Here is a 23827-nt window from a genome sequence, read left to right on the forward strand (position 1 = left end):
GGCGGAGGAGGGCGTTACTGGCTCGCACGCCTCCCGGCCCCAAACCACCCAAGCCACCGAGTCCAAAGGTGACTTGGATGCATGCCATACTCGCTTTGACGTGGTTGATTTTTCGATCCGCCAAGGCGACGCTGCCTCAGTCCCGGTGATGACGCGCACCCGATTCGGAAATGGGATTGGCACCGCAGCAGGCCGCCCAACGCCGGGTTGCGCGACGCGCGAAGGACTTGTTCGGCGCGGCCCTGCATGAATCTGACCCATTTGCAATAGCCCTGCATGCCCACCACTCCCACGCCGTCCGCAAAACTGCTGCAATTGTTACCCGAGGCGGTGGTGCAAACCGATGCGCTGTGGGAGATCACTTATCTGAATCCGGCGTGGCACAAGCTCACCGGCCATTCGGTGGCGTCGGCGCTTGGCAGATCATTGCTTGAATTCGTGCATCCCGACGACATCGGCACCATGCGCTCGGGCATGCCAGTATTCCGCTTGCGCTTTGCCGACGCGGACTATCGCTGGGTGCGTCTGCAGCTCCACCCGGAGACGGATGCGGCGGATCGGGTGATAAGCCGCCAGGGTGTCCTGATCGAGATCACCGAGGTCACCGAGCAGGTGCTGGTGGAAATTCGCCAGCGCTTTCTGCGCTTGCTGGAAACCATTGATGGCGTGGTGTGGGAAGCTGAAATCGGCGTGGGCAATACCTTCCTGAGCCCGCAGGTCGAACGGTTGTTCGGTTACTCCGTGGAGGAGTGGCGGTCTGACCCGGGCTTCTGGCGGGCGCATGTGCATCCCGATGATCTGGAGCAGGCCCTGCTGATCGACGATGCCGCATACAACGCCACGCACAGCCATGCCTACGAGATGAGTTATCGGCTGATTGCCAAGTCCGGCAAGGTCGTGTGGGTGCGTGATCTGTGCCGTGCAGTGGTCGAGCCGGGGCGGCCGAACCGCATGATCGGCCTGATGATCGACGTCACCCAGCAGAAGAACACCGAACTCGAGTTGTTGCGCTCCGAAAACCGCTATTCGCTGGCGACGCGCGGATCCAATGACGGCATCTGGGATTGGGACTTGCGAACGGACGCCCTGCATGTGTCCGGGCGTTTTCTCCAGATCGTCGGGCTGGGTAGCCGCGATCATGTGCATGACGGAGGCTGGCGCTTTCTCGAGCAGCTTATCGATCCCGAGGATCGCGTGCGCGTGCAGGAGGCCTACCGCAGGCACCTATCGGGGAACAGCCCGAACTTTTCGGTGGATTTCCGCGCGTTCCACGGGGCGGGGCGGCTGGTGTGGGTCAATTGGCGCGGGCTCGCCGAGTTCGAAGACGGCGTTGCGGTGCGCATGGCAGGGTCGTTGAGCGATCTGGCCGAACGTGGCAGTTCCTACGATGCGCTGACCAACTTGCCCGGCCGGCCGTTGTTCCGCGATCGCCTCGCGCATCTCATCGCACTGCACCAGAACGAGGTGGTGAACGGTGATGGCGTGCCGGCACGCGATGGAGCCACGATGTTCGCCGTGCTGCTGCTGGATCTCAACAGTTTCAAAGCCGTCAATGACAGCTACGGGCACCATGTGGGCGACCAGCTGTTGCAACAGGTGGCACGGCGGCTCGAATCCTGCGTGCGGGCGGTGGATCTGGTCGCCCGCATGGGTGGCGACGAGTTCAATGTGCTGTTGGAGTCCATTGATCCCGCTGAAGCCAGCCAACGCGCTGGGCAGATTGCCGCCGCCCTGGAAGTGCCTTACGTGATTGGCAGGCACACCGTGATCAGTGGTGCGAGTATCGGATTGGCCAGCAGCGCATCCAGGCTGGCGACGGTCGACGACTACCTGCGCGCTGCAGACACCGCCATGTACCGGGCCAAAAGTCAGTCATTGGGCGTGTGCGTGTTTCAATAAAGCGTGTCAGGGACAATTGCCTGCGAGGCTGTCGCATGGCTTGCCTTCCTCATCCCCTTCTGGTTTTCGGTGGTTTCGCTGGGGTGCTTCCAGTGCGCTTGTGCCTGGGACCAGGGGGTTATTGCTGGTCGATGGCTGCTGCCTCCATTGGATGCCGGTAATCGAACATGTTTTTGGACTTCTGCGCTTGTTCATCAAGCGCCATTAGCTATCGTAAACATAGCAAACAATAGTACCCCGGCTTTGCGTTGACCGTGGCAGGCCTTGACGGATGGGGCACGCTTGGCGCCAGTCAACCCAAGGGGCCTTGCCTTGATCAGAACAAAACGGGCTTCCAGAGTTTGGCGCGCTGACACCTGAATACCAGCACGTCTGTGACGAATTCAAAGATGCTGGTTGGAAGCCCGGTCACGATGCCCAGAGCAGAGGCGGGTCAAGCGGGATACGCCGAGCCCGAATCCGGAGGGGCACGCGCGCGGCCCGCACGGGTAACATATTGAGGCGCCGAGGCTGGCAGGGGCAGCGATCGGAGCAGTCAACGGGGACCAAGTACCCGGGGCGGCGCAACGTGCTCACAACCGTGGAAACCAAAAAATGTTCAAAAAAAGTGTCTGGAAGTGGCTGGGATCACTTGCTTGTTTGCTGGGCGCAGTGGGGGCTGCCCAAGCGCAGTCCACCACTTACGTGGCCACCGCTGCAGGCAACTACACGGGTTTCACCAACTTCACGGTGTGCGGCACGCCACCGTGCCAGAACTTCACCGCGGCGATGAGCACGTCTGGCTCGTTCACCACCACCGCGCCGCTGGCAGCCAACCTGGCGTCTGCGCAGTTGGGCGCCTTGGTGTCGGCCTTCAGTTTTTCAGATGGCCTGACCACATACACCCATACAGACCCGAATACCCGGGTCTGGAACTTCCGGGTCACGACCGATGCGAGCGGGGCAATTACGGGTGTGAACATTCTTATCCAGCGCTGGATTTCGGGCGCAGCGCCCCACAACATCGGCGACCGGTTTTCCTTCTTCGAGACCAGCACCACAGCTGCAAGGCACAACATGTTCTGCAGTGGGATCGCTGTTTCCACCGCCGGCGTGGCAGATTCATGCGGCTTCGCCGGCAGCGATACCAGCACCTCTTCTGCAATCCCTGTTTCGCTGGTGTGGTCTGCTGCGGTGGCAGCTTCCTCCATACCGACCCTTTCCGAGTGGGCGTTGATGGCCATGGCGGGGTGGATGGTGATAGTTGCATTTCAGCGGCTGCAGCGCCGTGACGGAAAGCGCTTGGCGCATGGACAGCACTGACAACAACAACAACAACACGGTGCTGGTCGCACATCCGTTCAGCGCACCTCTTTTGGCGGAGCTGGTGGCTCGACAGGTGCAAATCATCGAAGCTCGGCGGAGCGATCCCGCCGTACCTCGCCCAAAAACGCCATGTTTCGGAGAGGCTGTCCCGGCCTGTTAAGCGATCTCCCCCGTTCGTCCTCACCACCACCCATTTCCGCACATGACCGATCCACAGATCCCCACCCTCTATGAATGGCTTGGCGGCATGGAGGCACTCACCCGCTTGACCACCCGTTTCTACGAGCGTGTTCACGACGATGCGGTGCTGGCGCCGGTCTTCGCACACATGGGGGCCGAGCATCCGGCCCATGTGGCGGCATTTCTGGCGGAGGTGCTGGGTGGCCCGGCGGCCTATTCGGCGCACCACGGCGGGCACCCCCACATGATCCAGCAGCACCTGAACCGGCACCTCACGCAGGCGCAGCGGCGGCAATGGGTGGGCCTTCTGCTGGACACGGCAGACGAGTTGGGCATGCCGGAAGACCCGGAGTTCCGGTCCGCGCTGGTGGGCTACCTGGAATGGGGTTCGCGCTTGGCCGTGATCAATTCGCAGCCGGGCGCATCCGTCGACGAGAACGCCCCGATGCCCCGGTGGGGATGGGGCGAAGTCAAAGGACCCTACACCGGCTGAGCGGCGCGGCCTTGCAGACCGGGTGCGACGCAAGGAAGTGCTTTCCCGGGGACGGTTGGCGCAGATCGGCCGTTTCGTTCATGCGCCAGTGCCAAATTGCGGGACCGATGGAGTGGGTTTCCCCCACGGGCATGGCCTTTCGCACCCGCTCACTGCATGTTTTCGGAGTATTTGCGCCGATCTTTCGGATAACCAAGAGATGATCTGCAGTGAGGCGGCATGTTATATTCACACTGGTAACTATCTGTTTTATAAAATCAACAATGCTGATTGATAATTTTATATTAATGCGAATTGATATAAATATCGCATGAATATATGATTTTCTTCATTTCTTTCTTGTTGATTATATGGCCTTCGCAGCGTTGGGCCTCATGCTTTGCCAGGTCGCCGGCCGACGGTTTCTGGATTTTTATTGCAAGCGTGATGCTTCAGGTTGGCGCGCTTGCAAGCCTGACTTCCCTGGTTCACAAATTGAATCCAGCGGCGTGGATGCTGCTTCAAGTGCTTGTTTGTATTGCCACCTTGCAATTCACCAAGAGTATGGGCCGGCCCACGCTTCGTGGTTTTCTGGAGGCGTGGGGAGGGCAGCGCGCAAGGCTGGCAGCATTTTGGATGGGATTGTCACAGCGGGGAGTGATAACACTGGTTGCCATTTGCGCGATCCTCTTCGTGTCGCTGGTGATGCAGGCCGCAGCCCCTATTCAAAATTACGACGACAGGATGTACCACGCCTCACGGGTCATCTACTGGATTCAGCACCAGACGGTATTCCCGTTTGACACGCACAACATCCGGCAGACGATGATTCCCTTTGGCAGTGAGTTGTTTTTTCTGTGGCCGGTGCTGCTGACGAAAGCCGAGGCCGTGGGCCGCCTTGTGTTTTGGCTGGCATTCCCGCTGGCCGCAATGGGCCAATATTACCTATTGCGTGCGTTGAAATTAAGCCAGACGGTTGCTCTGGTGGGTGTGCTGATTTTGATATCCACGCCGCTTGTAGCATTCAGTGCAACGGGGCTCAAGCCAGAAATCTGGTCCATCGTCACCTTGCTGGGTGTTGCCTATTGGGTGGTTTCCATTTGCACCCAGCCTGACGGATCGAAGCTCAAGTATTTTTTCCTGGGGATTTTTACGGTATTGAGCATCAATGTCCGGTCTTTTCCTGTATCGATCATCCCCAGCTTGCTGCTGATCTTGTGGTGGGCACCGGGTCCATTTTCATTCACGGTGCGATTCAAGGCCCTCGCCGCAGGATGGGTGTGTGCGGGTGTTTTGAGTTCGCTGCTCATTCCATTGGCATTCAACACGGCGCTTTACCAGCATCCCCTGGGCCCCCAGGAAGTCCGGCGGGTTGTGCAGGCGGATATCACACCGCAGGTGATTTACACGCACGCCGTTCGTTTTGTATTCTTGCTCCTGGAATTGCCGGACGTTCCGGCTTCGTCCGAAACACGGTCCCGCATCAGCAGCGCAGCCAACCAATTCATTTATTCCGTGGGCGCAGGCGCCCCCCTGGCGGGTGAAAACAAGGGCTCGTGGCCAGGTAGTTTCGTGTATTCGTTGCCAGAGCACTCCACACGGTTTTCGTTGTGGGGGCTGCTGTGGATTCCTGTGTTGCTGATCGCCGCGCCGCTTCTGATTCGCAACGTGGTGACAACCTGGCCACACGTGAGGCTGACTGCGGTTTCAGCACAAACGCTGCTGGCCGTTCCGTTGCTGGGAGCCGTTCTTTTTGGCGCGCGGTGGATGGCCCAGTCTGAAGTGCCTGGGCGATTTCTCATCGGCCCTTATGCATTGCTGCTGCCCATCGGCATTGCCTTGGTCGCACCGCACCTTTCGACAAAGAAATTTGCCCAGGCCCTCGTTGCGATGGTGGTCGCCTATTCTGCATACCAACCCATGAGGGCTCTGGCTTACGACGCCGTACAGGCGATTGCAGCACCCGCGTCGGAAAAACTGCGCAGCGAGCCTTTCGAGGAAATTACCGGGTCGATGATGCCGACGGGCTCCCGCATTCTTTTCGTAGGAAACCAGGATGCCCGCGACTATTCACTCTTTTCACCAGAAACAGGTTTTTCCAATGCGGTGATCCCTTGGGGCACGGGGCCTTTTGATCCGGAACGAATGGGCCGGTTGATTGCAGCGGAAAAAGTGACCCACGTCTTGATCCAGAACGACAACCAAGTGTTCTTCGAGTGGTTCCCGACCGTCGATACCCGCGAAATGGTGAAGTGGCTGACCGTACAAGCCGGACTGAAGGCCATCCCCCTCAAGACACCCCGCATGCGGTTGTTCGAAGTCAGCGGCACCGCTTTGGTGAACGAGCGGCCCTTCCAGACGGCGGAAGCCCCCCCCGCTGCGCCATTGATCAGGATCGACGACGCCCTCAAAACCAAGGTGGGGATCGACCCAGCCTCACTGGAGACACCGTGGCCCATTGAGAATCTTGGGCGCAGAGAGCATGGGTTCCTGTGGATGGGGCAGGGGCATGCCGAGGGCATCGAGTTCGCGCTGTGGTCCCGGGAAGACCGCGATGTGGACATCCGGTTCGATGTATCCCCGGGCCACGGACTGACGGCGCCCGACCGCCGGGTCATGGTGCTGCATGGCGGCATCCCTGTGGGTGGTGAACACACCTTCCGGGGGAAGGCTTCCGTCGTGGCACGCACCCGTCTCCATGCGGGGCGGAACACCCTCAGTTTCTTTGCAACGGATACCGCCACGATCAAGCCGCTGCCCAATGGAGATACCCGGAACCTGGTGATCGGCCTTCACGAGATTCGCATCGAACAGGCGCAAGTTGCGGCCGCGGGCGCGACGCGGTCAACTTCGCCCGACAGAGGGGGGCAAGACCCCAGCCCCACGCGCCACGGCGAATTGGCACACAGCGCGCTCAAGGCGGTGGGCCTGATCAGCCGCCGCCAGCAGGTTGAAGGCTACTGGCTGACCTCCTACACCAGCGAAGAGCGCTTTGAAAAGACGAAGCTGGAGATGAACACCTACGTCACATCGATGGTGGTCGATGTTCTCGGCCCAAAGCCTGGCCCCGCCGGGCTGGGAGGAAGCCTGGAACGGGCACGCACCCATCTGCGCAACCAGATCGAGGCCAACGGACTCGTTCGGTACCACGGCCGGCCTGACGGCGCTGCCATGACCGCACACGGGCTGTGCCCCATCACGCCCGATTCCGACGATACCGCCCTGGTTTGGAGGCTGGCGCCCGGCGCCGATGCACTGCGATCACCCGCCCTGGCGGCGCTGATGCAGTACCGTACCGCCGAAGGCCTGTACAAAACCTGGCTGGGGCAACGCAATGAATACCGGTGCATCGACCCGGGCGTCGACCCGAATCCCACCGACGTGGCCATCCAGATGCATGTGCTGATGTGGCTGGCGCAGGCCGACCCACCGGCGGCCCAGTCGCTGTGCAGCGCACTTCGCCACGCCATCGACCAGGACCGCCTCTGGGTTTATTACCGAAGGGCTCCGCTGGTACCCGCCATGCGCCAGGCCGACATGAAAGCCGTTGGCTGTGATGTGCAACTGCCCCCATCGCGTTTGCAAACGGCCGTACCAGGGCAAGAAATCTGGTTGAACGCGGGCCACATGCTGCAGCGGCTGGAGGAAGGCACCGGCAAGGCACCCACGTCAGCGGAGGTTCTTGGGTTGTTGCAGGAGCTGTCGAAAAATGACTTCTCGCTGGTCAAGCTGAATCCACCCTTGCTGTACCACAACGATCTCACCGCCTCGGTACGCAGGTTCTATTGGTCGGAAGACGTGGGGTATGCGATCTGGCTGAGGCTGTATCTGGAAAGCGTGCGCCTGGGCCTTCTGGCCGCCAATGACAGCAACAACAACAGCAACGCAGCCGATGGCGAGCGCACGGTTCAGAAAACGCCATGATGGACAGTCCCAAAAGAGCCCGGTGGTTTTTGCGCTTGTTGTCGTGCATTCGATTCGACGAGGTGCTGGTGCTCCAGGGTGCGCCCTTGCTGGGCGCCGTGTTTGCCATGGGCCACTTCACGCACCAGAGCGCGGCGCTGCTGTTGCTGCTGGCTGCTGGAAACGCCTTCCTGGTGGCCCACGTCTTCATGCTCAACGATTGGTCTGGCGTTCACCAGGATCTTCGGGACCCGACCCGATCGGCAGGGGTTTTTCTGAATCGTGGTATCCGGCGCAATGAGATCGGGGCGTTGCTGCTCATCCTGCTCTTGCTGAGCCTGATGGCTTTCAACCAGTTGGGCCGTACAACGCTGGTGATTGGGCTGATGATCGCGGTCGCGAGCGCACTGTATTCCGTCCCCCATGTCTACATGAAGGGCATCCCGCTTGCGAACTCACTGCTCCATGTGGTCAGTGGGTTGCTGCACTTTTTGCTGGGCTACTCGGTATTTAAAAACCCTGACATGAATGGCCTGCAGATCGGATTATTTTTTGCCACCATATTCAGTGCAGGACACCTGACGCAAGAAGTACGCGACTGCGATGCAGATTTCCGCAACGGCATTCAAACCAATGCCGTGAAATTTGGCAAGAAACAGAGTTTCATTGCCAGCTTCGTGCTTTTCACGCTGGCCGATGCCCTGTTGATCGCGCTGGCCATGAAGGGGACGGTCCCGCAGTTGCTGGCCCTTCTTGTTGCAGCGATCTACCCCGTGCATTTGTATTGGATGCTGCAGGCGCTGCACGAAGGCCTCACGTTCGAGGCTGTGCGTCGCCTACAGGCGCGCTATCGCGTGCTTTACGCGGGCATCGGCATCGGCATGGTCGTTTTTGTGATTTTGGCGTAAAAAAATCGCTGCCATTTTTGGTAATGGCCTATTGTTGCCAATGAAAATAACGTGCAAACAAAAATAATCTCAAAAATGCAACGCATGCCTTCCTCGACGAAGCTGACGATTGTCATTCCGTGCTTTAACGAGAAAAACACAATTCGGGCCATTGTGGATGCGGTCCGCGCGGCACCTTTTCCGTTGAAAGAAATCATTGTTGTCGATGATTTTTCAACGGACGGAACCAGAGAGATACTTGCGAATGATTTGGCTGGCAAGATTGACAGGCTTGTCCTTCATGAAACCAATCAAGGCAAGGGGGCGGCGCTCAGGTCTGGCATCCAACATGCCACCGGGGATATCGTCATCATTCAGGATGCCGATCTTGAATACAACCCAGATGAATATCCTATTTTGATAGAACCCATTTTATCCAACAGGGCTGACGTAGTGTTCAGCTCGCGTTTCATCGGTGGAAATTGCCACCGCGTTTTGTACTTCTGGCATCGCGTGGGCAATGGGTTCCTGACATTGGCCTCCAACGTATTCACCAACTTGAATCTGACGGACATGGAGTCCTGCTACAAGGCTTTCCGACGCGAAATAATCCAATCCATCCGCATTGAAGAAAACAGATTCGGATTCGAGCCGGAGATCGTGGCCAAAGTCTCGAAATTGCGCTGCCGCATCTACGAGGTGGGAATTTCCTATTTCGGAAGAACCTACGATGAAGGCAAGAAAATCGGATGGAAGGACGGTGTAAGAGCCCTCTACTGCATCGTAAAATACAATATCTTTCGGTGATTGTGTTGATCAACGTCGATGATTAATCTTTCACTCCGAATATCTTTGGCGACCTTTCCCCAAACCAGCGTGGCCAAGAATAATTGGTTCGCCCGGCAATGCAGGATGTCGCGCTGATGGAGGGGTCTGTGGTGATCGGTGCGCAGAGTGCCAGGATTTCCCCCCACGGGGCTACGCGCCTTGTGCTTTTTGGAGGGCTCCCAGGTTCAGGCAAGTCTCATGCAGCCAGGCGCCTGGAGGCTCTGGGCTGGATGCTCTACGACGACTTTCAGGATCAGGCGGCGGGGGATTCTCCCCATTTCAGGGATTCCAGGCACTACACAGGCCTGGTCTCCAAGCTCCGCGCAGGCCATCGGTGCGTGGTCATCGACCTTCGCATGCTCCACAAGGCCTATCGCAAAGGGGCCGCCACCGCGCTGCTTCGAGATGCCGGGCACATCGCCTCTGAACTCCATCTTTTCGAAAACAACCCCGTGCAATGCGCCCAGAACGTCCGCCATGCGGGTGATGCATTGCGTGAAAGCCTGCGCCTGCGAGAGATCAGCCACTGGACAAAGCGCTTCTCCGCACCGTCCCATGCGGTGGTGCACCCGGTTTGGCGGCTACCAGATTCGGTGGTGTGACCCGAGAGTCTGGCCTCGGCGCACTGCGGCTTTCGACTTGCTTTCATCCCCCCTCGGTAAAAGCACAGTGGCCGGAGCCCGCCCGCAGGCGGCATGATCGCAGCATGAAACTGCTGTTGGTCGAAGACGATTTTGATCTGGCCGGTGCCTTGAGCCGCAGCCTGGTGGCGCGCGGTTTTGAAGTGCTGTGCTGTGCCGACGGCAAAGAGGCCCTGGCGGCGGCGCGGCGCACGGCTTTTGATGTGATCACGCTCGACCTGTCCTTGCCGGGCCTGGATGGTCTGGAGGTGCTGCGGCGCCTGCGCGATGGCGGCAGCACCACGCCCGTGCTGGCGCTGACGGCCCGCGCCGCGGTGACCGACCGTGTGGCGGGGCTGGAGGCGGGGGCCGACGACTATCTGGCCAAACCTTTTGATCTGGACGAGCTGGTGGCGCGCCTGCGGGCGCTCACGCGCCGGGTGGGGCGCGACGGGCAATTGCGCTGCGGCACGCTGTACCGCGACCCGGCCAGTGGCGTGTTCTACAACGATGCGCTGCCGCTGGAGCTGTCGCAGCGCGAGGCCGAATTGCTGCGGCTCCTGATGTCGCGCATCGACCGGGTCGTCAGCAAGGAAGAGCTGCGCACCCAGGTGTTTGCCAACACGGATGAGCAGGTGCAGGCCGATGCGGTGGAGGTGGTGGTGCACCGGCTGCGCAAGAAACTGGTGGGCACCAATGCCGAAATCGTCACGCTGCGCGGCGTGGGCTACCTGCTGTGCGATGCCGACAGCATGGCCGCGCAAAAAGGGGAGAAAAGCGACAAGGGCGACAAAGCCGAAAAAGGAGGGTCCCCCCGGTGAGCGTGCATTGGAGGCACTGGCACCCGCGTGGCGGCTCGCTGCAACGGCTGCTGCTGGTGTGGCTGCTGGGGCCGCTGTGGACGCTGGTGGCCCTGATCACCGCCGCGCACGTGGTGCAGCAGGTGCGGCATGGCGCCGCAGCGCAGGACGAAGCCCTGCGCACCGCATTGGCGCACTGGCCAGAGGTCTCGCCCGGTGCATCCGATGAATCCCTCCTGGGGCCGGCCCCTGCGGCGTGGTTTCGCGAAAGCCGCGTGGATGGCGAGCGCCTGGCCGGCAGCGCCGCCTTGCCGCGTGTGCCACCCACCGAGGCGGCGCAAGGGCAGGGCAGTGTGCATTTCTACCTTGCGCAAGTGGGGGATCAACTGGTGCGGGTGGCGGTCACGCTGCACCAGCCTGAGGCAACTGGGGACGGGCAGGGCGCCGACGAGCCCGTGGTGCGCCAGGTCGCCCGCCCATTGAGCGAACGGGTGCCCAGCGTGTCCCGCCTGCTGGGCGGCAGCGCCGGTTTGCGCACGGTGTACCTGCTGGCGCTGGCCATGACCGCCGTGGTGGTGGTGCTGGCACGCACGGCCTCGGGATGGTTGCGGCACGCGGATGTGTCACTGACCCAGCCGGGTGCAGGCAGCCCGGGCCATGGGTATGAAGGCCCGTCCGAACTTGCGCCGGCCGTGCAGCATTTTGGCGAGCTGCAGCAAAGCCAGAACCGCTGGATCGAGGAGCAGCGGCGCTTTCTGGCCGATGCCACGCACCAGCTGCGCACCCCCATGGCGGTGCTACGCACACAGCTGCAGTCGGCCATTTCTGGCGACATGCTGGTGGCCGATGCCCTGCACCAGATGCTGCACACGGTGGACCGGGCCTCGGGCCTGGCCAACCAGCTGCTGAGCCTGAGCAAGGTGGAGCAGCTCAAGCGCATGGGCGAGCTGCCCAGCGTGGACCTGAACGCCATTGCGCGCGAGGCCGTGATGGAGCTGGCGCCGCTGATCGCCGCCAAGCGGCTCGACTTTGCGCTGGAAGGCCCCGAACTGTCGGCCCCCGGCGATGCGGCCTTGCTGGGGGAGCTGATGCGCAACCTGCTGGCCAACGCCATCCACCACACGCCCGCGCACGGGCGGCTGGGGGTGCTGCTGCGCAATTGCACCGGCCGGCGGGAGGTGCTGGTGTGGGACGAAGGCCCTGGCATAGACGATGCCGTGCGGCAGCGGTTGTTCCAGCCGTTTTCTGCGGGCAAGGGCGGCGTGGGCCTGGGGCTGTCGATCTGTCGGCAGATCGCGGAGTCGATGGGTGCCGAGGTCACGCTGTTCAACCGCCTTGATGGAGGCCAGGTCATTGGCGTGGACGCGGTGGTGGCGTGGAACTAAGCCCCATTCACTCACAGAACCCATCCGCAGCATGCCGCCCCGCATTTCAAGTCCGTTTTTCATCCACCGCTTTTTACCCTTCCGTGTTTGACGCATTCACCGCGTGCCCCATGACGAACCCCGCTGCTTCCTACGGCATTGAATTCCAGGGCGTGTGCAAACGCTACGGCGCTTCTGAAAGCGACCCGCTGGTGGTGGACCACATCAGCTTCACGGTGCCGCGTGGCACGCTCACCACCATCCTGGGGCCGTCGGGCTGCGGCAAGACCACCACGTTGCGCATGATTGCCGGGCTCGAATCACCCACGGCGGGCCGCATCTTCATCGACGGCCAGGAGGTCACCACCCTCGGTCCGGCGCAACGCAATGTGAGCCTGGTGTTCCAGAGCTATGCACTGTTTCCGCACATGAATGTGATCGACAACGTGTGTTACGGGCTGCAAACGGCCCACTCCGACAAAGAGCAGGTGCGCGACAAGGCCCGCGCCATGCTCGACACCGTGGGCCTGCATGGCCTGGACCTGCGCAGGCCCCACGAACTGTCCGGCGGGCAGCAACAGCGCGTGGCGCTGGCGCGGGCACTGGCGCTGGAACCCGCCGTGCTGCTGTTTGACGAACCGCTGTCCAACCTGGACGCCCGGCTGCGGCGCTCCATGCGCGAGGAAATCCGCGCACTGCAGCAGCGCCTGCGGTTGACCGTGGCCTATGTCACCCACGACCAGAGCGAGGCGCTGGCGGTCAGCGACCAGATTGTGGTGATGAACAAGGGCGCCATCGCCCAGCGCGGCGCGCCCAGTGAGCTGTATGAGCAGCCTGCGTCCGAGTTTGTGGCGGGCTTCATGGGCGAGGCCATGCTGTTCGAGGGCCACAACCACGCGGCAGATACGGTAAACCCGGCAGGCGGCAGCTATGCCCAGCTCGGCCCCTTGCGCGTGCCGTCGTCCGCCGCGCTGGCGCCTGGCCCCGTCAAGATCGCGGTGCGGCCTGAGGCCTGGGTCATCGGGCCTGCCACGTCTACCGGGGTGGCGGCGCGGCTGACCAAACGCACCTACCTGGGCAGCATCATGGAATACACATTTGCCAGCGCGCTGGGCGAGATCTTCGTGGTCTCGCCCCAGGTGCAATTGGAGCTGGATGTGGGGGCCCCCGTGAGCCTGACGCTGGCCGACCACGGTGTCTCCGTGGTCGGCAGGTGAGGCGCAGTGCCATTCGTCCATTCCATTTTTCTATTGGAGCGCTATCCGCATGCACTACGCCGTTGCGATCTTTGACCTGGACAACTGCCTGCTCGACGCGCGGGCCGTGGGGCCGTTGTTCGAGCCTGCTTTTGAAGCCATCCGGCAGGCCAATCGGCACACGCTGACCCCCGCCGTGCTGGAGCAGGCCCTGCACCAATGCTGGTTCACGGCGTTTGACCTGGTGGCGGAGCGCTACCGCTTCACGCCGGCCATGCGCGCGGCGGGCTGGCAGCAGTTCAGCCAGATGCAGGTGCGCGCGCCGCTGCAGGGCTACCCCGACGTCGGTCTGCTGCCGCGGATTCCCTTGCGGCGCTACCTGGTCACCAGTGGATTTCGGCGCCTGCAGGACAGCAAGATCGATGCGCTCGGCATCCGGCCGTGGTTTGAACAGGTGCTCATCGACGCCATTGATGACCCCCTGGACAAAGTCGGTGCCCTGCACGGCAAACGGCCCCTCTTCGAGCAGATCCTGGCGCGCGAAGGCTGCACACCGCAGCAGGCCCTGGTGATTGGAGACAACCCTCTGTCCGAACTGGCAGCCGGACGCGCTCTGGGGGCCACCACCGTGCAGACCGTGCGGCCCGGTGTGCAGCCCTGGGAGCTGGCCGACCACCAGGTGGAAGGGCTGGAAGGCGTGTTGAAGCTGTTGTCGCCGGCCAGCCAACGGCAGGCGGACGCCTTGCCCGCGCGGGCCTGAACGCAGCGGCCATCGCGCAAACGCAGGCCCTGCCTCAGCCAAATTTGCGGACCAGCCGGGCCACCGTGCCCCAGGTGCGCGTGGTGGCGGGCAGGCCCAGCAGCTGTTCGGCAAACACGTTCGGGTTTCCCGGAGTCTTGCCGGTCAGGTGGCTCAGCGACAGCAGCTCGGCGTCGGTGTAGAGCAGCACCTGGACGTCTCTGCGGGCATTGCAGGTAGGCAGCGCGGGCAATACCTTCGCGTCGTCGTGCAGAAAGGTCACGTAGAAGTCGTAGATGGGCGGCGCCTTGTCCATGCCCACAAACGGATCGCGAGCCATCAGCGTGTGCAGGTAGGCCATGGTCCGCACAAATACGGGTTCGTCAAATCCATGCGCGTTGGCCAACGCCTGCTGCACCGTCCGTGCAATCTTGCGCGCGGGCCGTACGCCGCGCGCGCTGAAGGCGACCGTGCCATTGGTCTGGAACGAGGCGGCTTCATCGGCCCCGGCTTGCACAAATGCGCTTTCCAGCGCGGCACGCGACGGCGCATTGCCATGGCCCAGGTTCAGATTGCGGAAGAAGGCGGCGAACTTCATGGGCGGAAGGAACAGGGCGGTGTTTCAGAATACCTCACAGCGCCACATCGGCTGCCATCGGTGCAAGTGCCAGCGGGTCCTGCTTCCAGTTCGAAGAGGATTGGATTGGATTGAATTGGAAGAAAATAGCCGCCCAGCGCTTTATGGTATTGCGCCAATAGCTATTAAAATAATAGCAAATGGAGGCGGTGCTTCGCCAGTCAAGCCACAATAGGGGCCCGCCCATTGTTCGCCTGCCGGTTTGTACCTTGAACTCCGCTGTCTTCACCTCGCTGATCCCCGTCATCCTGTTCATCGCCATCGGCTTTTACGTGGGACGGCGCGGCTGGATCCGGGCGGCGGCGGTGAAGGACCTGGCCAACCTGGTGTTCATGGTGCTCACACCCGCGCTGCTGTTTCGCACCATGAGCACGGTGCACATCCAGGACCTCGACTTCGGCCCTGTGGGCATCTACTTTGTGGCATTTGGCATGGTGTACGCGGCCACGCTGGCACTGCAGGGCTTTAACACGCTGGCAGCGGCGCGAGCGCTGGCCAACACCTTCAGCAACACGCTGATGATCGGCGTGCCGCTGGTGGGCCTGGTGTTTGGCGACGCGGGGCTGGTCACGCTGTTCACGCTGATCTCGGTGCACTCGCTCATCCTGCTGACCGCTGCCACCGTGGTGTTTGAACTGGCCGCCGCACGCGAACATGCAGGCCGCGAGGGCGGGGCGCAGCAGCCCCTGTGGCGGACCGTGCTGCAGGCCATGCGCAACGGCATCGTGCACCCGGTGCCACTTCCCATCATTGCGGGCCTGCTGTTTGCACAGACCGGTCTGGTCGTGCCACAGGTGGTGGACAAACCCTTGCTGCTGCTGGGCCAGGCGCTGGGGCCGATTGCACTGCTGCTGGTGGGGGTGACGCTGGCGTTTACCAAGGTCGGCCACCACTTCAAGGCCGCCCTGCGCATTGCACTCGTCAAATGCGTCCTGCACCCCATCGTGCTGGCCGCGCTGGGCTGGGCACTGGGCCTGTCAGGCATGCCGCTGGCGGTCATGATCGTGGCGGCCTCGCTGCCGGTGGGGGCCAACGTGTTCCTGTTTGCGCAGCGTTACGCGGTGGCCGAGGATGAAGTGACGGCGAGTGTGGCGGTGTCTACGGCATTGGGGCTGGTGACGATGCCGGTGGTGATCTTGGCAGTGACGCGCTGGGTAGCGAACTGAATTTGAGGGGATGATCTGCACGGCGGTTTTCCGCTGCCCCTTGCCTCCGGGAAACTCTGCGCATTCAGGCGGTTCATGCTGCCCTCACTTTTGCGGCAGCAGGAGGTCCATCAGGCGCTGAAACCACAGCAGGCCGCACGAATGCGGCTGGACGCTCCGGTCACCAGCGCCCATTTCCCGATGTTGCTGGTTGAGCAGGTACCCAAAGCCTTCTCCTTGTCGTGTAGAACGGCCCAGGAATCCAACGGCCTGCCAGCGCAGTCGGGAACGCTGGATGCGATGCTCAACCTGCGAGCGTCGGATAGTCCGTGTAGCCCTTGGCACCGGGCGTGTAGAACGAGGCGGGGTCGGGTGCGTTCAAAGGCGCGTCTTGGCGCATGCGTTCGACCAGGTCTGGGTTGGCGATAAAAGGCCTGCCCATGGCGACAAGGTCTGCGCGGCCCTCGTGCAGAGACTGTTGTGCGCTCGCCTTGTCCTGTCCGCCTGCGAGGATGAAAGGGCCGTCGAACGCAGCCCTCAAATTGGCCTTTAGCTGCGACGGAACCGGCGGGGCACCCATGGCCGAATGGTCCAGAACGTGAACGTACATGAGGCCGAGGGCGGAGAGTTGCTTGGCCAGCGCCAGGTACTGCTCGTCCACGCCCTCGAATGCGCCAGTGCTATTGACCACACCATGGGGCGAAAGGCGGATGCCGACGCGCTCAGCACCGATCTCCTTCACGGCCGCGTGGGCGACCTCCAGCACCAGCCGGTTGCGCCCTTCGGCCGTGCCGCCGTAACCATCGGTGCGGCGGTTGACATTGGCGTTCAGGAATTGCTCCAGCAGATAGCCGTTGGCTGCGTGCAATTCGATGCCGTCGAAGCCAGCCTGGATGGCAAGGCGCGCGGCCGTGGCGTACTCGCCGACCACGGTCTGAATGTCGGCCTCTGTCATGGCGCGCGGCGGCGTGTGTGGCTGGCTGCCTTGCGCATCGGTCCACATTTCGCCAGGGCAGGTTTCGGGCGATGGTCCAAGCACCTCGGCACCTGCCGGCAGGTTGGCCTGATGCGACACCCGGCCGGTGTGCATCAGCTGCACGACGATCTTGCCGCCCTTTGCATGAACCGCATCGGTCACCAACTTCCAGCCTTGTACCTGGGCGTCATTGAACAGCCCCGGTATGCGGGCATAGCCCAAGCCGTTGGGTGACGGTGAGGTTCCTTCCGTGATGATGAGGCCAGCGCTTGCACGCTGGGCGTAGTAGGTGGCCATCAGGCTATTGGCTGTGTTGCTGTCGCTCGCGCGGCTGCGCGTGAGTGGCGACATCACCGTGCGATTGCTGAGCGGGGTGGCACGCAGGGAGAAGGCTTCAAAAAGCATGGGCTGTCCTTGGAAAATGCAAAGAGCGGAAGGGAGAGAGAAGGGGAAAAGCAGCCAGCGGTCAGTTCGCTGGCATCAAGCGATCTGGTAACGAGGGGCGGGCTTTCCAGCTTGGGTGCCAGCAAACAGTGCGGAGCGAGCGGCCTCGTACTTTTCCCACAGACTGGCATCGGCGACGGATGGCCAGGTGATCGTTTCGCCCTGGTCCAGGCCCGCGAGCGCCGCATCGACCATGTGTTCGGTCGTCATCAAGGTCTCCTTGTTGAGGGCAGCCAGCGGGACGCCTGAAAGATCCCAGATCTCGGTGGCTGTCGATGCGGGCAGGAGCAACTGAACCTTCACTCCAGTTTCCGCCAGTTCTTGCTGCAGGCCTCTGCTGTATTGCAATACGAAGGCCTTGGTGCCGCTGTAGATGGCGCTGATCGGTAGCGCGTGGACGGCGAGGGCGGATGCGATATTGATGATCAGGCCCTGCTTCCTCGCCACGAAGGCAGGCACCGCAGCTTGCGTCAGGCGCGTCAGGGCTGTGATGTTGAGGGCAATTTGGGACAGCACGTCGTTTGCCTCCATCTGGGCGGCCGGTGCCAGGCGCGCAAGGCCGGCGTTGTTCACCAGGATTTGCACATCCCCATTGGTGGCCAGAACCGTTTCGATGCGCGCCACATCGTGATCTTGGGTCAGATCGGCCACGATGGGCTCGGCCGTGACGCCATGCGCCTTTGCGATCTGGGCGCAGAGGGCTTCCAGGCGGTCGGCGCGCCGGGCGACAAGAATGAGGTCGTATCCACGCGCGGCGAGGCGGTCTGCATAGACGGCCCCGATGCCGGAGGAGGCCCCGGTGACAAGGGCGAATTTTCTAGGATGGTGATTTGTCATTGATAGCTTTCCAATTGAATTGATTTGATTTGAGCGTTTGACCAGCGAATGCTTCGATCTGATCTATCGGGCAAGGAATTCGAGCGAGCTGGATACGAAGTCAGCATGGAACTGGAAGACCCCTCCATGACCCGCGTCTGGATAGATGATCAGTTGGCTGTTCGGTAGGCGCCGGGCCAGGTCGTGCGAGTTGATCGTCGGGACCATCCGGTCGTTGTCTCCGTTGGCGACGAGCACCGGCTGTCTGATCCGGGAGAGATCGGCGGGCGCCTTCTTGCCCCAGGCGCTCAGGGCCTGTAACTGGGCCACGTAGGCACTCACCGTGATGTCCTTGTCACGATCGTCTATGCGCTCCGACAGCCGTTTCAGGAATGCCTTGCCGGCTTCGATGCCGCCCGGCGTGCGGGTGAAGAACAGGAACTGTTTGGGATCTTGGCCCGTGAGAAGGCCTCGCAAGAGATCCAGATTGGCGACCCCCGCAACGGAGCTGATGCCTTCACCACCCGCTGGGCCCGTGCCGGCGAGGATCATCTTGCGAACCAGATCTGGCTCCTTCAAGGCAATCTCCTGGGCAATCATTCCGCCCATCGAGAAACCGAACAGATCGACCTGCTGGTAGCCCTTGGCCTTGATGAAGGTGATCGCATCGTCGGCCATCTGCTCCACGGTGGTCGATGGCGCGCCGCTGGATGCGCCCACCCCCCGGTTGTCGAATGCGATCACATGGCGCTGCGCTGCCAGCCCGTCCACGACCCGTGGGTCCCAGTTGTCCAAGACCGCAGCCAGATGGACCAGCAGAATCAGAGGTGTCCCGCCGTGGTGCTTGCCCAGTTCACGGTAGGCAAAGTCAACCCCGCCCGCCGAGATGGTCTGCGTGGGAACCTTGACCCAGGTCGGCCGCTCTTGGCTTGCGACTGGCACGGCACGGCTTGTGCCATCGGGCGCAGCCTGTTGGGCATGCGATGGGGTGGAGGCAAAAGGGGCGGCCAGCGCAAGCAGCGTGGCGGCCGCTTTTTTCAGCAGTGGAGTCATGGGAGGGCTTTCGCTAGGCCAAAGACACAAGGGCGGGGTATCGGGGCATGCTCAGCCCAGTGGGTGGAGGTAGCTCGGCCTGGCTGCCGTCATGCCGTTTTTGACCAGCATGGTGAGTTCGTCCGCAAGGACTTCATCGAGACCCGCCTCGAGTCCATCCAGCGCACGCTGAACGATTTTTTCAGGGCTTGACTTGGGCACATCGAATCCCCGGGTGAGGTCGGTGTCCACGTACGCCATGTGCAGGCCGAGCACCTGGGTTTTCTGGGCCAGCAACTCGTTGCGCAGGGCATTGGTGAGCGACCAGGCGGCAGATTTGCTGGCGGAGTAGGCGGCCAGCTCTCCGCCGTTCACCCAGGAGGCAACGGACAGCACATTCAGCAGGGCGCCGCCGCCATTGCTCTTCAGGATGGGCGCAAAGGCCTTGCTCATGCGCAGCACGGAGAAGAAATTGGTCTCGAAGATGCGGCGTGCGACCTCTTCGCTGTCGTCAGCGAGAAATCCCCCTGGCTGGGCGATGCCCGCGTTGTTGATGAGCAAGGTCACGTCCCCGGCCTGGGCGACAGCGTTTGCGACTTCGTCGGGCTTGGTCACGTCGAGCTTCAGCGCATGCACACCGGGCAGGGTGACAGAGGCGGGGTCCCGGGCGGCGGCATAGACTTTGCGCGCACCACGGTTCAACAGTTCACGAGCAAAGGCCAGGCCGATGCCACGGTTGGCGCCCGTCACGAGGGCTACAGCGTTTTCAATCTTCATAAAAAACTCCAGTCCAAAAATCAAGAATTCGTTGCGCAGGGCAAAGCCAAACCAGGCGAGCCATGTCTGCCTTTGGCCCTGCTTGGCTTTGCTCTGATTGGTTTTTTGGGTGACTACCGCACCTTGATCACGACCTTGCCTTTGGCGCGGCCCCCCTCGACGTACGCAAGTGCGTCATTGGTGGACTCAAACGAGAAGACCCGGTCCACCACAGGCCGTATCACCCCGGCCTCCACCAGGCGCGTGATCTCGCGCAGCTGACTTCCGTTGGCCCTCATGAAGAGAAACGAATAGCCGACCCGGCGCGCCAATGCCCTGCGCCTGACGCCTGCACTCAGCAGCCGCACGACCAGCTTCACGAACCAGGGGGCCTTGATCGCGCTTGCGAAATCGGGATCCGGCGGGCCGGAAATGGAAATGAGTTTTCCACCCCCCTTGAGCACTCGCAGGGATTTTTCGAGGGTCTTGCCGTCCTGGCTGTTCAATACAACGTCGTAGTCGCGCAATACGTCCTCAAAATCCTGCGTCTTGTAGTCCACGGCGACGTCGGCCCCAAGGGCCTTCACCAGTGCGGCATTGGCCGTGCTGGTGGTCGTGGCCACCGTGGCACCAAGATGCTTGGCCAGCTGGATGGCAAAGGTCCCCACGCCGCCAGAGCCCGCCTGGATAAAGACCTTCTGGCCCTTTTTGATTTGGGCCTTCTCGACCAGCGCCTGCCAGGCCGTCAGCGCCACCAAGGGAAGGGACGCTGCTTCTTCCATGGTGATGTTCTTCGGCTTGAGCGCCAGCGAGGCCTCTTTCACCGGCACAAATTCAGCAAACGTACCGATGCGAAAGTCGTCCGGCCGTGCGTAGACCTCATCACCCACTTTGAACTGCCGCACGCGGGGGCCCACCTGGGTGACCACGCCAGCCACGTCGTGGCCCAAGACGAGGGGCAGTTTGTAAGGCAGGATGAGCTTGAACTCTCCACTGCGGATCTTCGAGTCCAGAAGATTCACACCCGCAGCGTGGACCTGGACCAGGACTTCGTCGTCGCGCAGCTCCGGGGTTGGCAGCTCGGCCAATCGAAGATCCCCTTTTTTGCTGTAGCGATCAATGACAAATGCTTTCATGGTTTTCCTTACTCCTGGCGTATCCAGGTTGGTGAACGGCCCACTGGCGACGGTCAAATTGTGTTTATATGATTTTCGTCATATTTCAAATCGAGACAAGGACCGCATCACCTTCGTCAAGTTAGCGCGCGCCAGTCTCGCCAGAGGAGATCTGGCCAGTACGGACTGCATCTGCCGCCTGTGACCGGATGGCTGCGCGGTCAGCCACAGACTTGTAAGACTCGGCTTTGGAGCCCGAAGGGATCTGGCTTCGGGTCATGGGTACTTGTGCAGCTTCTGCGGCGACTTCAGCCCGCGTGCGGTTGCCCTCAAACTGGGTGGCAAATTGCGCTGGATCCAACTCAGCAGCTTGTGCGCCGACTGAGGTGAGCGTTGCGACTACTGCGAGGGAGAGAAAGCGAGAGAAGGTGTTCATGGTGGATATCTCCTAGGAAATGAGGCTCAGGCGCCTCGGAAAATGCTGAATGCCAGGCTTTTCGGCGAGTCACTCAGCGTGGTTTGCTGTGGAAGGGTTGGTGGTCAAGGCAATCAATAGGGCGTTTCAAAGTTCGACGGCTGAAAAATTTCATGATGATCATCATATTTCTGTGCAAACAAGAACGCCGAAACAGGCCAGAGAACAAGCCATCGATAGGCTGATTTTCGACTTTTCCAATTCATCTCAGTTTATAATATGATATTCATCATAATTTAACCCCAAAAAAAATGGAAGCTATTTTTGCGACTCTTCACCACTGGAGCGGGCGTACTTGAAAGCAGCTTTGCTGAGCCTTCCAGCCAGCGAAGGATCGTCTACGGCGCGCGCCAGGGAAACGGCTCCCACCATGGTGGCAACCAGAAAAAGTGCTCGCTCGTGGGCTTCTGGTGTTCCCCAGGTGGGCAACTGTCGTGCGATCACATCCACCATTTCTTTCATTCGCCGGGTGGCTGCACGCCGCACCTCGGGGGCTTGGCGGGCCAGCTCCGAACTGAGGGCTGCCATAGGGCAACCAACATCCGGATTGTTGATATGCTGTTCCGACAAATAGGCCTCTAGCATGGCCTCCAGCGCTTGATCGGCTGGAACCGACGCAGCTGCAGACTCGGCGAGCCCAACGGTTTCTGCGCCCGCTCTGTCTGTGGCTTCCGCAAGCATCGCTTCCCGAGAAGGGAAGTGGGAATAGAAGCCACCATGCGTGAGGCCTGCGTCCTTCATGATGTCCGCCACTCCCGCTCCGCTGAATCCATTGCGCCGGATGGCGCGTGCAGCAGCCGCCACGATGCGCTCGTGGCTCAGTTCTTTGCGAGAGGGGACAGCGTTTTTCACACCGCAACTATAACAGAAATTATTACGATCATCATATTTTCTAAGCCTTGTTCGTCCACGGATCATTCTTGGGAACGACTGCGGCGTCCAGCGCCCAACGCTCCGGACTGCTGGGTCGAGAGATTTCGTGGCGACGAGATAGTCAAAAAAACGCCGGGGGCGCCTTCGGCTCAGGCGTCTACGGCCCCATGGAAGGCCACGCAGAGTTTGTTCCCGTCGGGATCTCGGAAGTACGCGCCGTAGTAGTTGGCGTGGTACTCCGGCCGCAGGCCGGGTGGCCCGTCGCAATGGCCACCGTGCGCCAAGGCCGCAGCGTGCACGGCATCCACCTGCGCACGGCTGCTGGCGGCAAAGGCCGTCATTGGGCCATTGCCCGGCGCGTGCTCACCTTCAAAAGGGCGGCCGATAAGGAAGAGGGGGCGCGGGTCGGGGCTGCTTTGCCAGCCGGCCCAAGGACGGGATGGGTCCACAAAGCGCTGCGCGATACCCAGGGTAGCCATGACTGGCCGGTAGAACGCCATGGCGCGATCAAAATCCGCCACGCCCACAAAGATGTGCGAAAACATGCTGTTCCTCGTCCGTGCTTGTGCCGCCAGAAGCGGCGCTCAGGGCGCCAGCCGCTCCCGCACCCACTCGCCGCCGTCCATCCGGTACCGCAGCCGGTCATGCAACCGGCTCTTGCGCCCTTGCCAGAATTCCCACTGATCAGGCTTCAGGCGATACCCGCCCCAATGCGGTGGGCGGGGTGGCTTGAGCAAAAACTGCGCGCCGTACTTGGCCGCATTGGCCACCAGCACGCCCCGCCCGGAGATCACCTGGCTTTGCGGGCTGGCCCAGGCGCCGATGCGGGAGTCCAGCGGGCGGCTGGCAAAGTACTCGTCGCTCTCTTCATCGCTGACCTTTTCCACAACGCCTTCGATGCGCACCACACGTTCCAGCTCCACCCAGTGGAACTGCAGGGCTGCGTAGGGGTTGCCCGCGATCTGGCGGCCCTTGCGGCTGTCGTAGTTGGTGAACCAGACGATGCCGCGCTCGTCATAACCCTTGATCAGCACGATGCGGGTGCTGGGGCGAAGGTCGCTGCCCACGGTGGCCAGGGTCATGGCGTTGGGCTCGGGCACTTCGGCGCTGATGGCTTCTTTGAGCCACTGGTCAAACTGCTGCTGGGGGGCGGCGTGCGAGGCGTCTTCGTTGAGTTCGGCGCGCTCGTAGCTCTTGCGAAGGTCGGCGATGGAGGTGGTCATGGGCCGATTGTGCATGCGGGGGCAGGGCGCTTGCCAGCAAGGGTGGGCACGCTGCAAAGAGCGTGACGGCTAGGCGGGATCTGGGTAACGTGGGGTCTTCGATGACCCCGGTTGTCGCCGAATAACTATTCGCTTATATTGC

22 protein-coding genes are annotated in these 23827 nt (G+C 61.6%); 11 read left to right on the plus strand and 11 right to left on the minus strand.

Annotated features, from left to right (window positions below; translation table 11 throughout):
• The first annotated feature begins 276 nt into the window (after positions 1 to 276).
• Positions 277 to 1899 carry a sensor domain-containing diguanylate cyclase gene (locus tag ASE52_RS05585; protein WP_010458260.1) on the plus strand — a complete coding sequence of 541 codons (1623 nt, stop codon included), beginning with the start codon at positions 277 to 279 and terminating at the stop codon, positions 1897 to 1899.
• A 704-nt stretch (positions 1900 to 2603) separates the two neighbouring features.
• Here ASE52_RS05585 and ASE52_RS26200 read toward each other — a convergent pair.
• On the minus strand, positions 2604 to 3122 hold the full coding sequence (locus ASE52_RS26200; RefSeq protein ID WP_010458257.1) for a hypothetical protein: 519 nt from the start codon (positions 3120 to 3122) through the stop codon (positions 2604 to 2606).
• A gap of 284 nt (positions 3123 to 3406) precedes the next feature.
• Here ASE52_RS26200 and ASE52_RS05595 point away from each other — a divergent pair, with 284 nt between their 5' ends.
• The 9 genes from ASE52_RS05595 (at position 3407) to ASE52_RS05635 (ending at position 14214) form a co-directional block, all read left to right on the plus strand.
• Entirely contained in the window at positions 3407 to 3877 is a 471-nt protein-coding gene (locus ASE52_RS05595; RefSeq protein WP_010458255.1) for a group II truncated hemoglobin, read from the plus strand.
• Between the two features lie 318 nt (positions 3878 to 4195).
• Positions 4196 to 7780 (plus strand): glycosyltransferase family 39 protein, encoded by a 3585-nt coding sequence (locus ASE52_RS05600; protein WP_140426139.1) that lies wholly within the window; start codon positions 4196 to 4198, stop codon positions 7778 to 7780.
• A complete protein-coding gene (locus ASE52_RS05605; protein ID WP_082606764.1) occupies positions 7777 to 8667 on the plus strand; it encodes a UbiA family prenyltransferase in 891 nt (296 codons plus the stop codon). The genes ASE52_RS05600 and ASE52_RS05605 overlap by 4 nt, the downstream gene beginning before the upstream one ends.
• Positions 8668 to 8742: 75 nt before the next feature.
• Positions 8743 to 9453, plus strand: coding sequence for a glycosyltransferase family 2 protein (locus ASE52_RS05610; protein WP_241776926.1), 711 nt, complete (start codon positions 8743 to 8745; stop codon positions 9451 to 9453).
• 251 nt (positions 9454 to 9704) lie between these two features.
• Positions 9705 to 10076 carry a hypothetical protein gene (locus ASE52_RS25500; protein WP_140426140.1) on the plus strand — a complete coding sequence of 124 codons (372 nt, stop codon included), beginning with the start codon at positions 9705 to 9707 and terminating at the stop codon, positions 10074 to 10076.
• Positions 10077 to 10180: 104 nt separating this feature from the next.
• A complete protein-coding gene (locus ASE52_RS05620; protein WP_010458244.1) occupies positions 10181 to 10915 on the plus strand; it encodes a response regulator transcription factor in 735 nt (244 codons plus the stop codon).
• The gene (locus tag ASE52_RS05625) at positions 10912 to 12279 is read left to right on the plus strand and encodes a HAMP domain-containing sensor histidine kinase (RefSeq protein ID WP_057224416.1); all 1368 of its coding nucleotides are present in this window, start codon (positions 10912 to 10914) and stop codon (positions 12277 to 12279) included. The genes ASE52_RS05620 and ASE52_RS05625 overlap by 4 nt, the downstream gene beginning before the upstream one ends.
• 110 nt (positions 12280 to 12389) lie before the next feature.
• A complete protein-coding gene (locus ASE52_RS05630) occupies positions 12390 to 13475 on the plus strand; it encodes an ABC transporter ATP-binding protein (protein WP_057224418.1) in 1086 nt (361 codons plus the stop codon).
• A gap of 49 nt (positions 13476 to 13524) precedes the next feature.
• Positions 13525 to 14214: an HAD family hydrolase gene (locus ASE52_RS05635; RefSeq protein WP_057224420.1), complete on the plus strand. Its 690-nt coding sequence runs from the start codon at positions 13525 to 13527 to the stop codon at positions 14212 to 14214.
• Positions 14215 to 14248: 34 nt separating this feature from the next.
• On the opposite strand, the gene ASE52_RS05640 is transcribed toward ASE52_RS05635, so the two are convergent.
• A complete protein-coding gene (locus ASE52_RS05640; RefSeq protein ID WP_057224422.1) occupies positions 14249 to 14791 on the minus strand; it encodes a DUF1697 domain-containing protein in 543 nt (180 codons plus the stop codon).
• Between the two features lie 248 nt (positions 14792 to 15039).
• Between ASE52_RS05640 and ASE52_RS05645 the strand changes: the two genes are divergently transcribed.
• Positions 15040 to 15996: an AEC family transporter gene (locus tag ASE52_RS05645; RefSeq protein ID WP_057224425.1), complete on the plus strand. Its 957-nt coding sequence runs from the start codon at positions 15040 to 15042 to the stop codon at positions 15994 to 15996.
• Positions 15997 to 16279: 283 nt separating this feature from the next.
• On the opposite strand, the gene ASE52_RS05650 is transcribed toward ASE52_RS05645, so the two are convergent.
• The 9 genes from ASE52_RS05650 to pdxH form a co-directional block, all read right to left on the minus strand.
• Positions 16280 to 17356 carry an alkene reductase gene (locus ASE52_RS05650; protein ID WP_057224426.1) on the minus strand — a complete coding sequence of 359 codons (1077 nt, stop codon included), beginning with the start codon at positions 17354 to 17356 and terminating at the stop codon, positions 16280 to 16282.
• 75 nt (positions 17357 to 17431) lie between these two features.
• Positions 17432 to 18232 (minus strand): SDR family oxidoreductase, encoded by an 801-nt coding sequence (locus ASE52_RS05655; protein ID WP_057224428.1) that lies wholly within the window; start codon positions 18230 to 18232, stop codon positions 17432 to 17434.
• A gap of 63 nt (positions 18233 to 18295) precedes the next feature.
• Positions 18296 to 19264, minus strand: coding sequence for an alpha/beta hydrolase (locus tag ASE52_RS05660; RefSeq protein ID WP_198928062.1), 969 nt, complete (start codon positions 19262 to 19264; stop codon positions 18296 to 18298).
• Between the two features lie 51 nt (positions 19265 to 19315).
• Positions 19316 to 20020: an SDR family oxidoreductase gene (locus tag ASE52_RS05665; protein ID WP_057225252.1), complete on the minus strand. Its 705-nt coding sequence runs from the start codon at positions 20018 to 20020 to the stop codon at positions 19316 to 19318.
• Between the two features lie 113 nt (positions 20021 to 20133).
• Positions 20134 to 21135, minus strand: a complete 1002-nt coding sequence (locus ASE52_RS05670) for an NADP-dependent oxidoreductase (protein WP_057224430.1) — start codon at positions 21133 to 21135, stop codon at positions 20134 to 20136.
• Positions 21136 to 21256: 121 nt separating this feature from the next.
• Positions 21257 to 21550, minus strand: coding sequence for a hypothetical protein (locus ASE52_RS24940; RefSeq protein WP_082606765.1), 294 nt, complete (start codon positions 21548 to 21550; stop codon positions 21257 to 21259).
• A 297-nt stretch (positions 21551 to 21847) separates the two neighbouring features.
• Positions 21848 to 22507 (minus strand): TetR/AcrR family transcriptional regulator, encoded by a 660-nt coding sequence (locus tag ASE52_RS05675; protein WP_082606766.1) that lies wholly within the window; start codon positions 22505 to 22507, stop codon positions 21848 to 21850.
• A gap of 104 nt (positions 22508 to 22611) precedes the next feature.
• Positions 22612 to 23007, minus strand: a complete 396-nt coding sequence (locus ASE52_RS05680; protein WP_057224434.1) for a VOC family protein — start codon at positions 23005 to 23007, stop codon at positions 22612 to 22614.
• 39 nt (positions 23008 to 23046) lie between these two features.
• Positions 23047 to 23700, minus strand: a complete 654-nt coding sequence (gene pdxH / locus ASE52_RS05685; protein WP_057224436.1) for a pyridoxamine 5'-phosphate oxidase — start codon at positions 23698 to 23700, stop codon at positions 23047 to 23049.
• Between the last annotated feature and the right edge of the window lie 127 nt (positions 23701 to 23827).

It is taken from the genome of Acidovorax sp. Root275, from assembly GCF_001428965.1.
In the GTDB taxonomy this organism is placed as follows: Bacteria; Pseudomonadota; Gammaproteobacteria; order Burkholderiales; family Burkholderiaceae_C; genus Acidovorax; species Acidovorax radicis.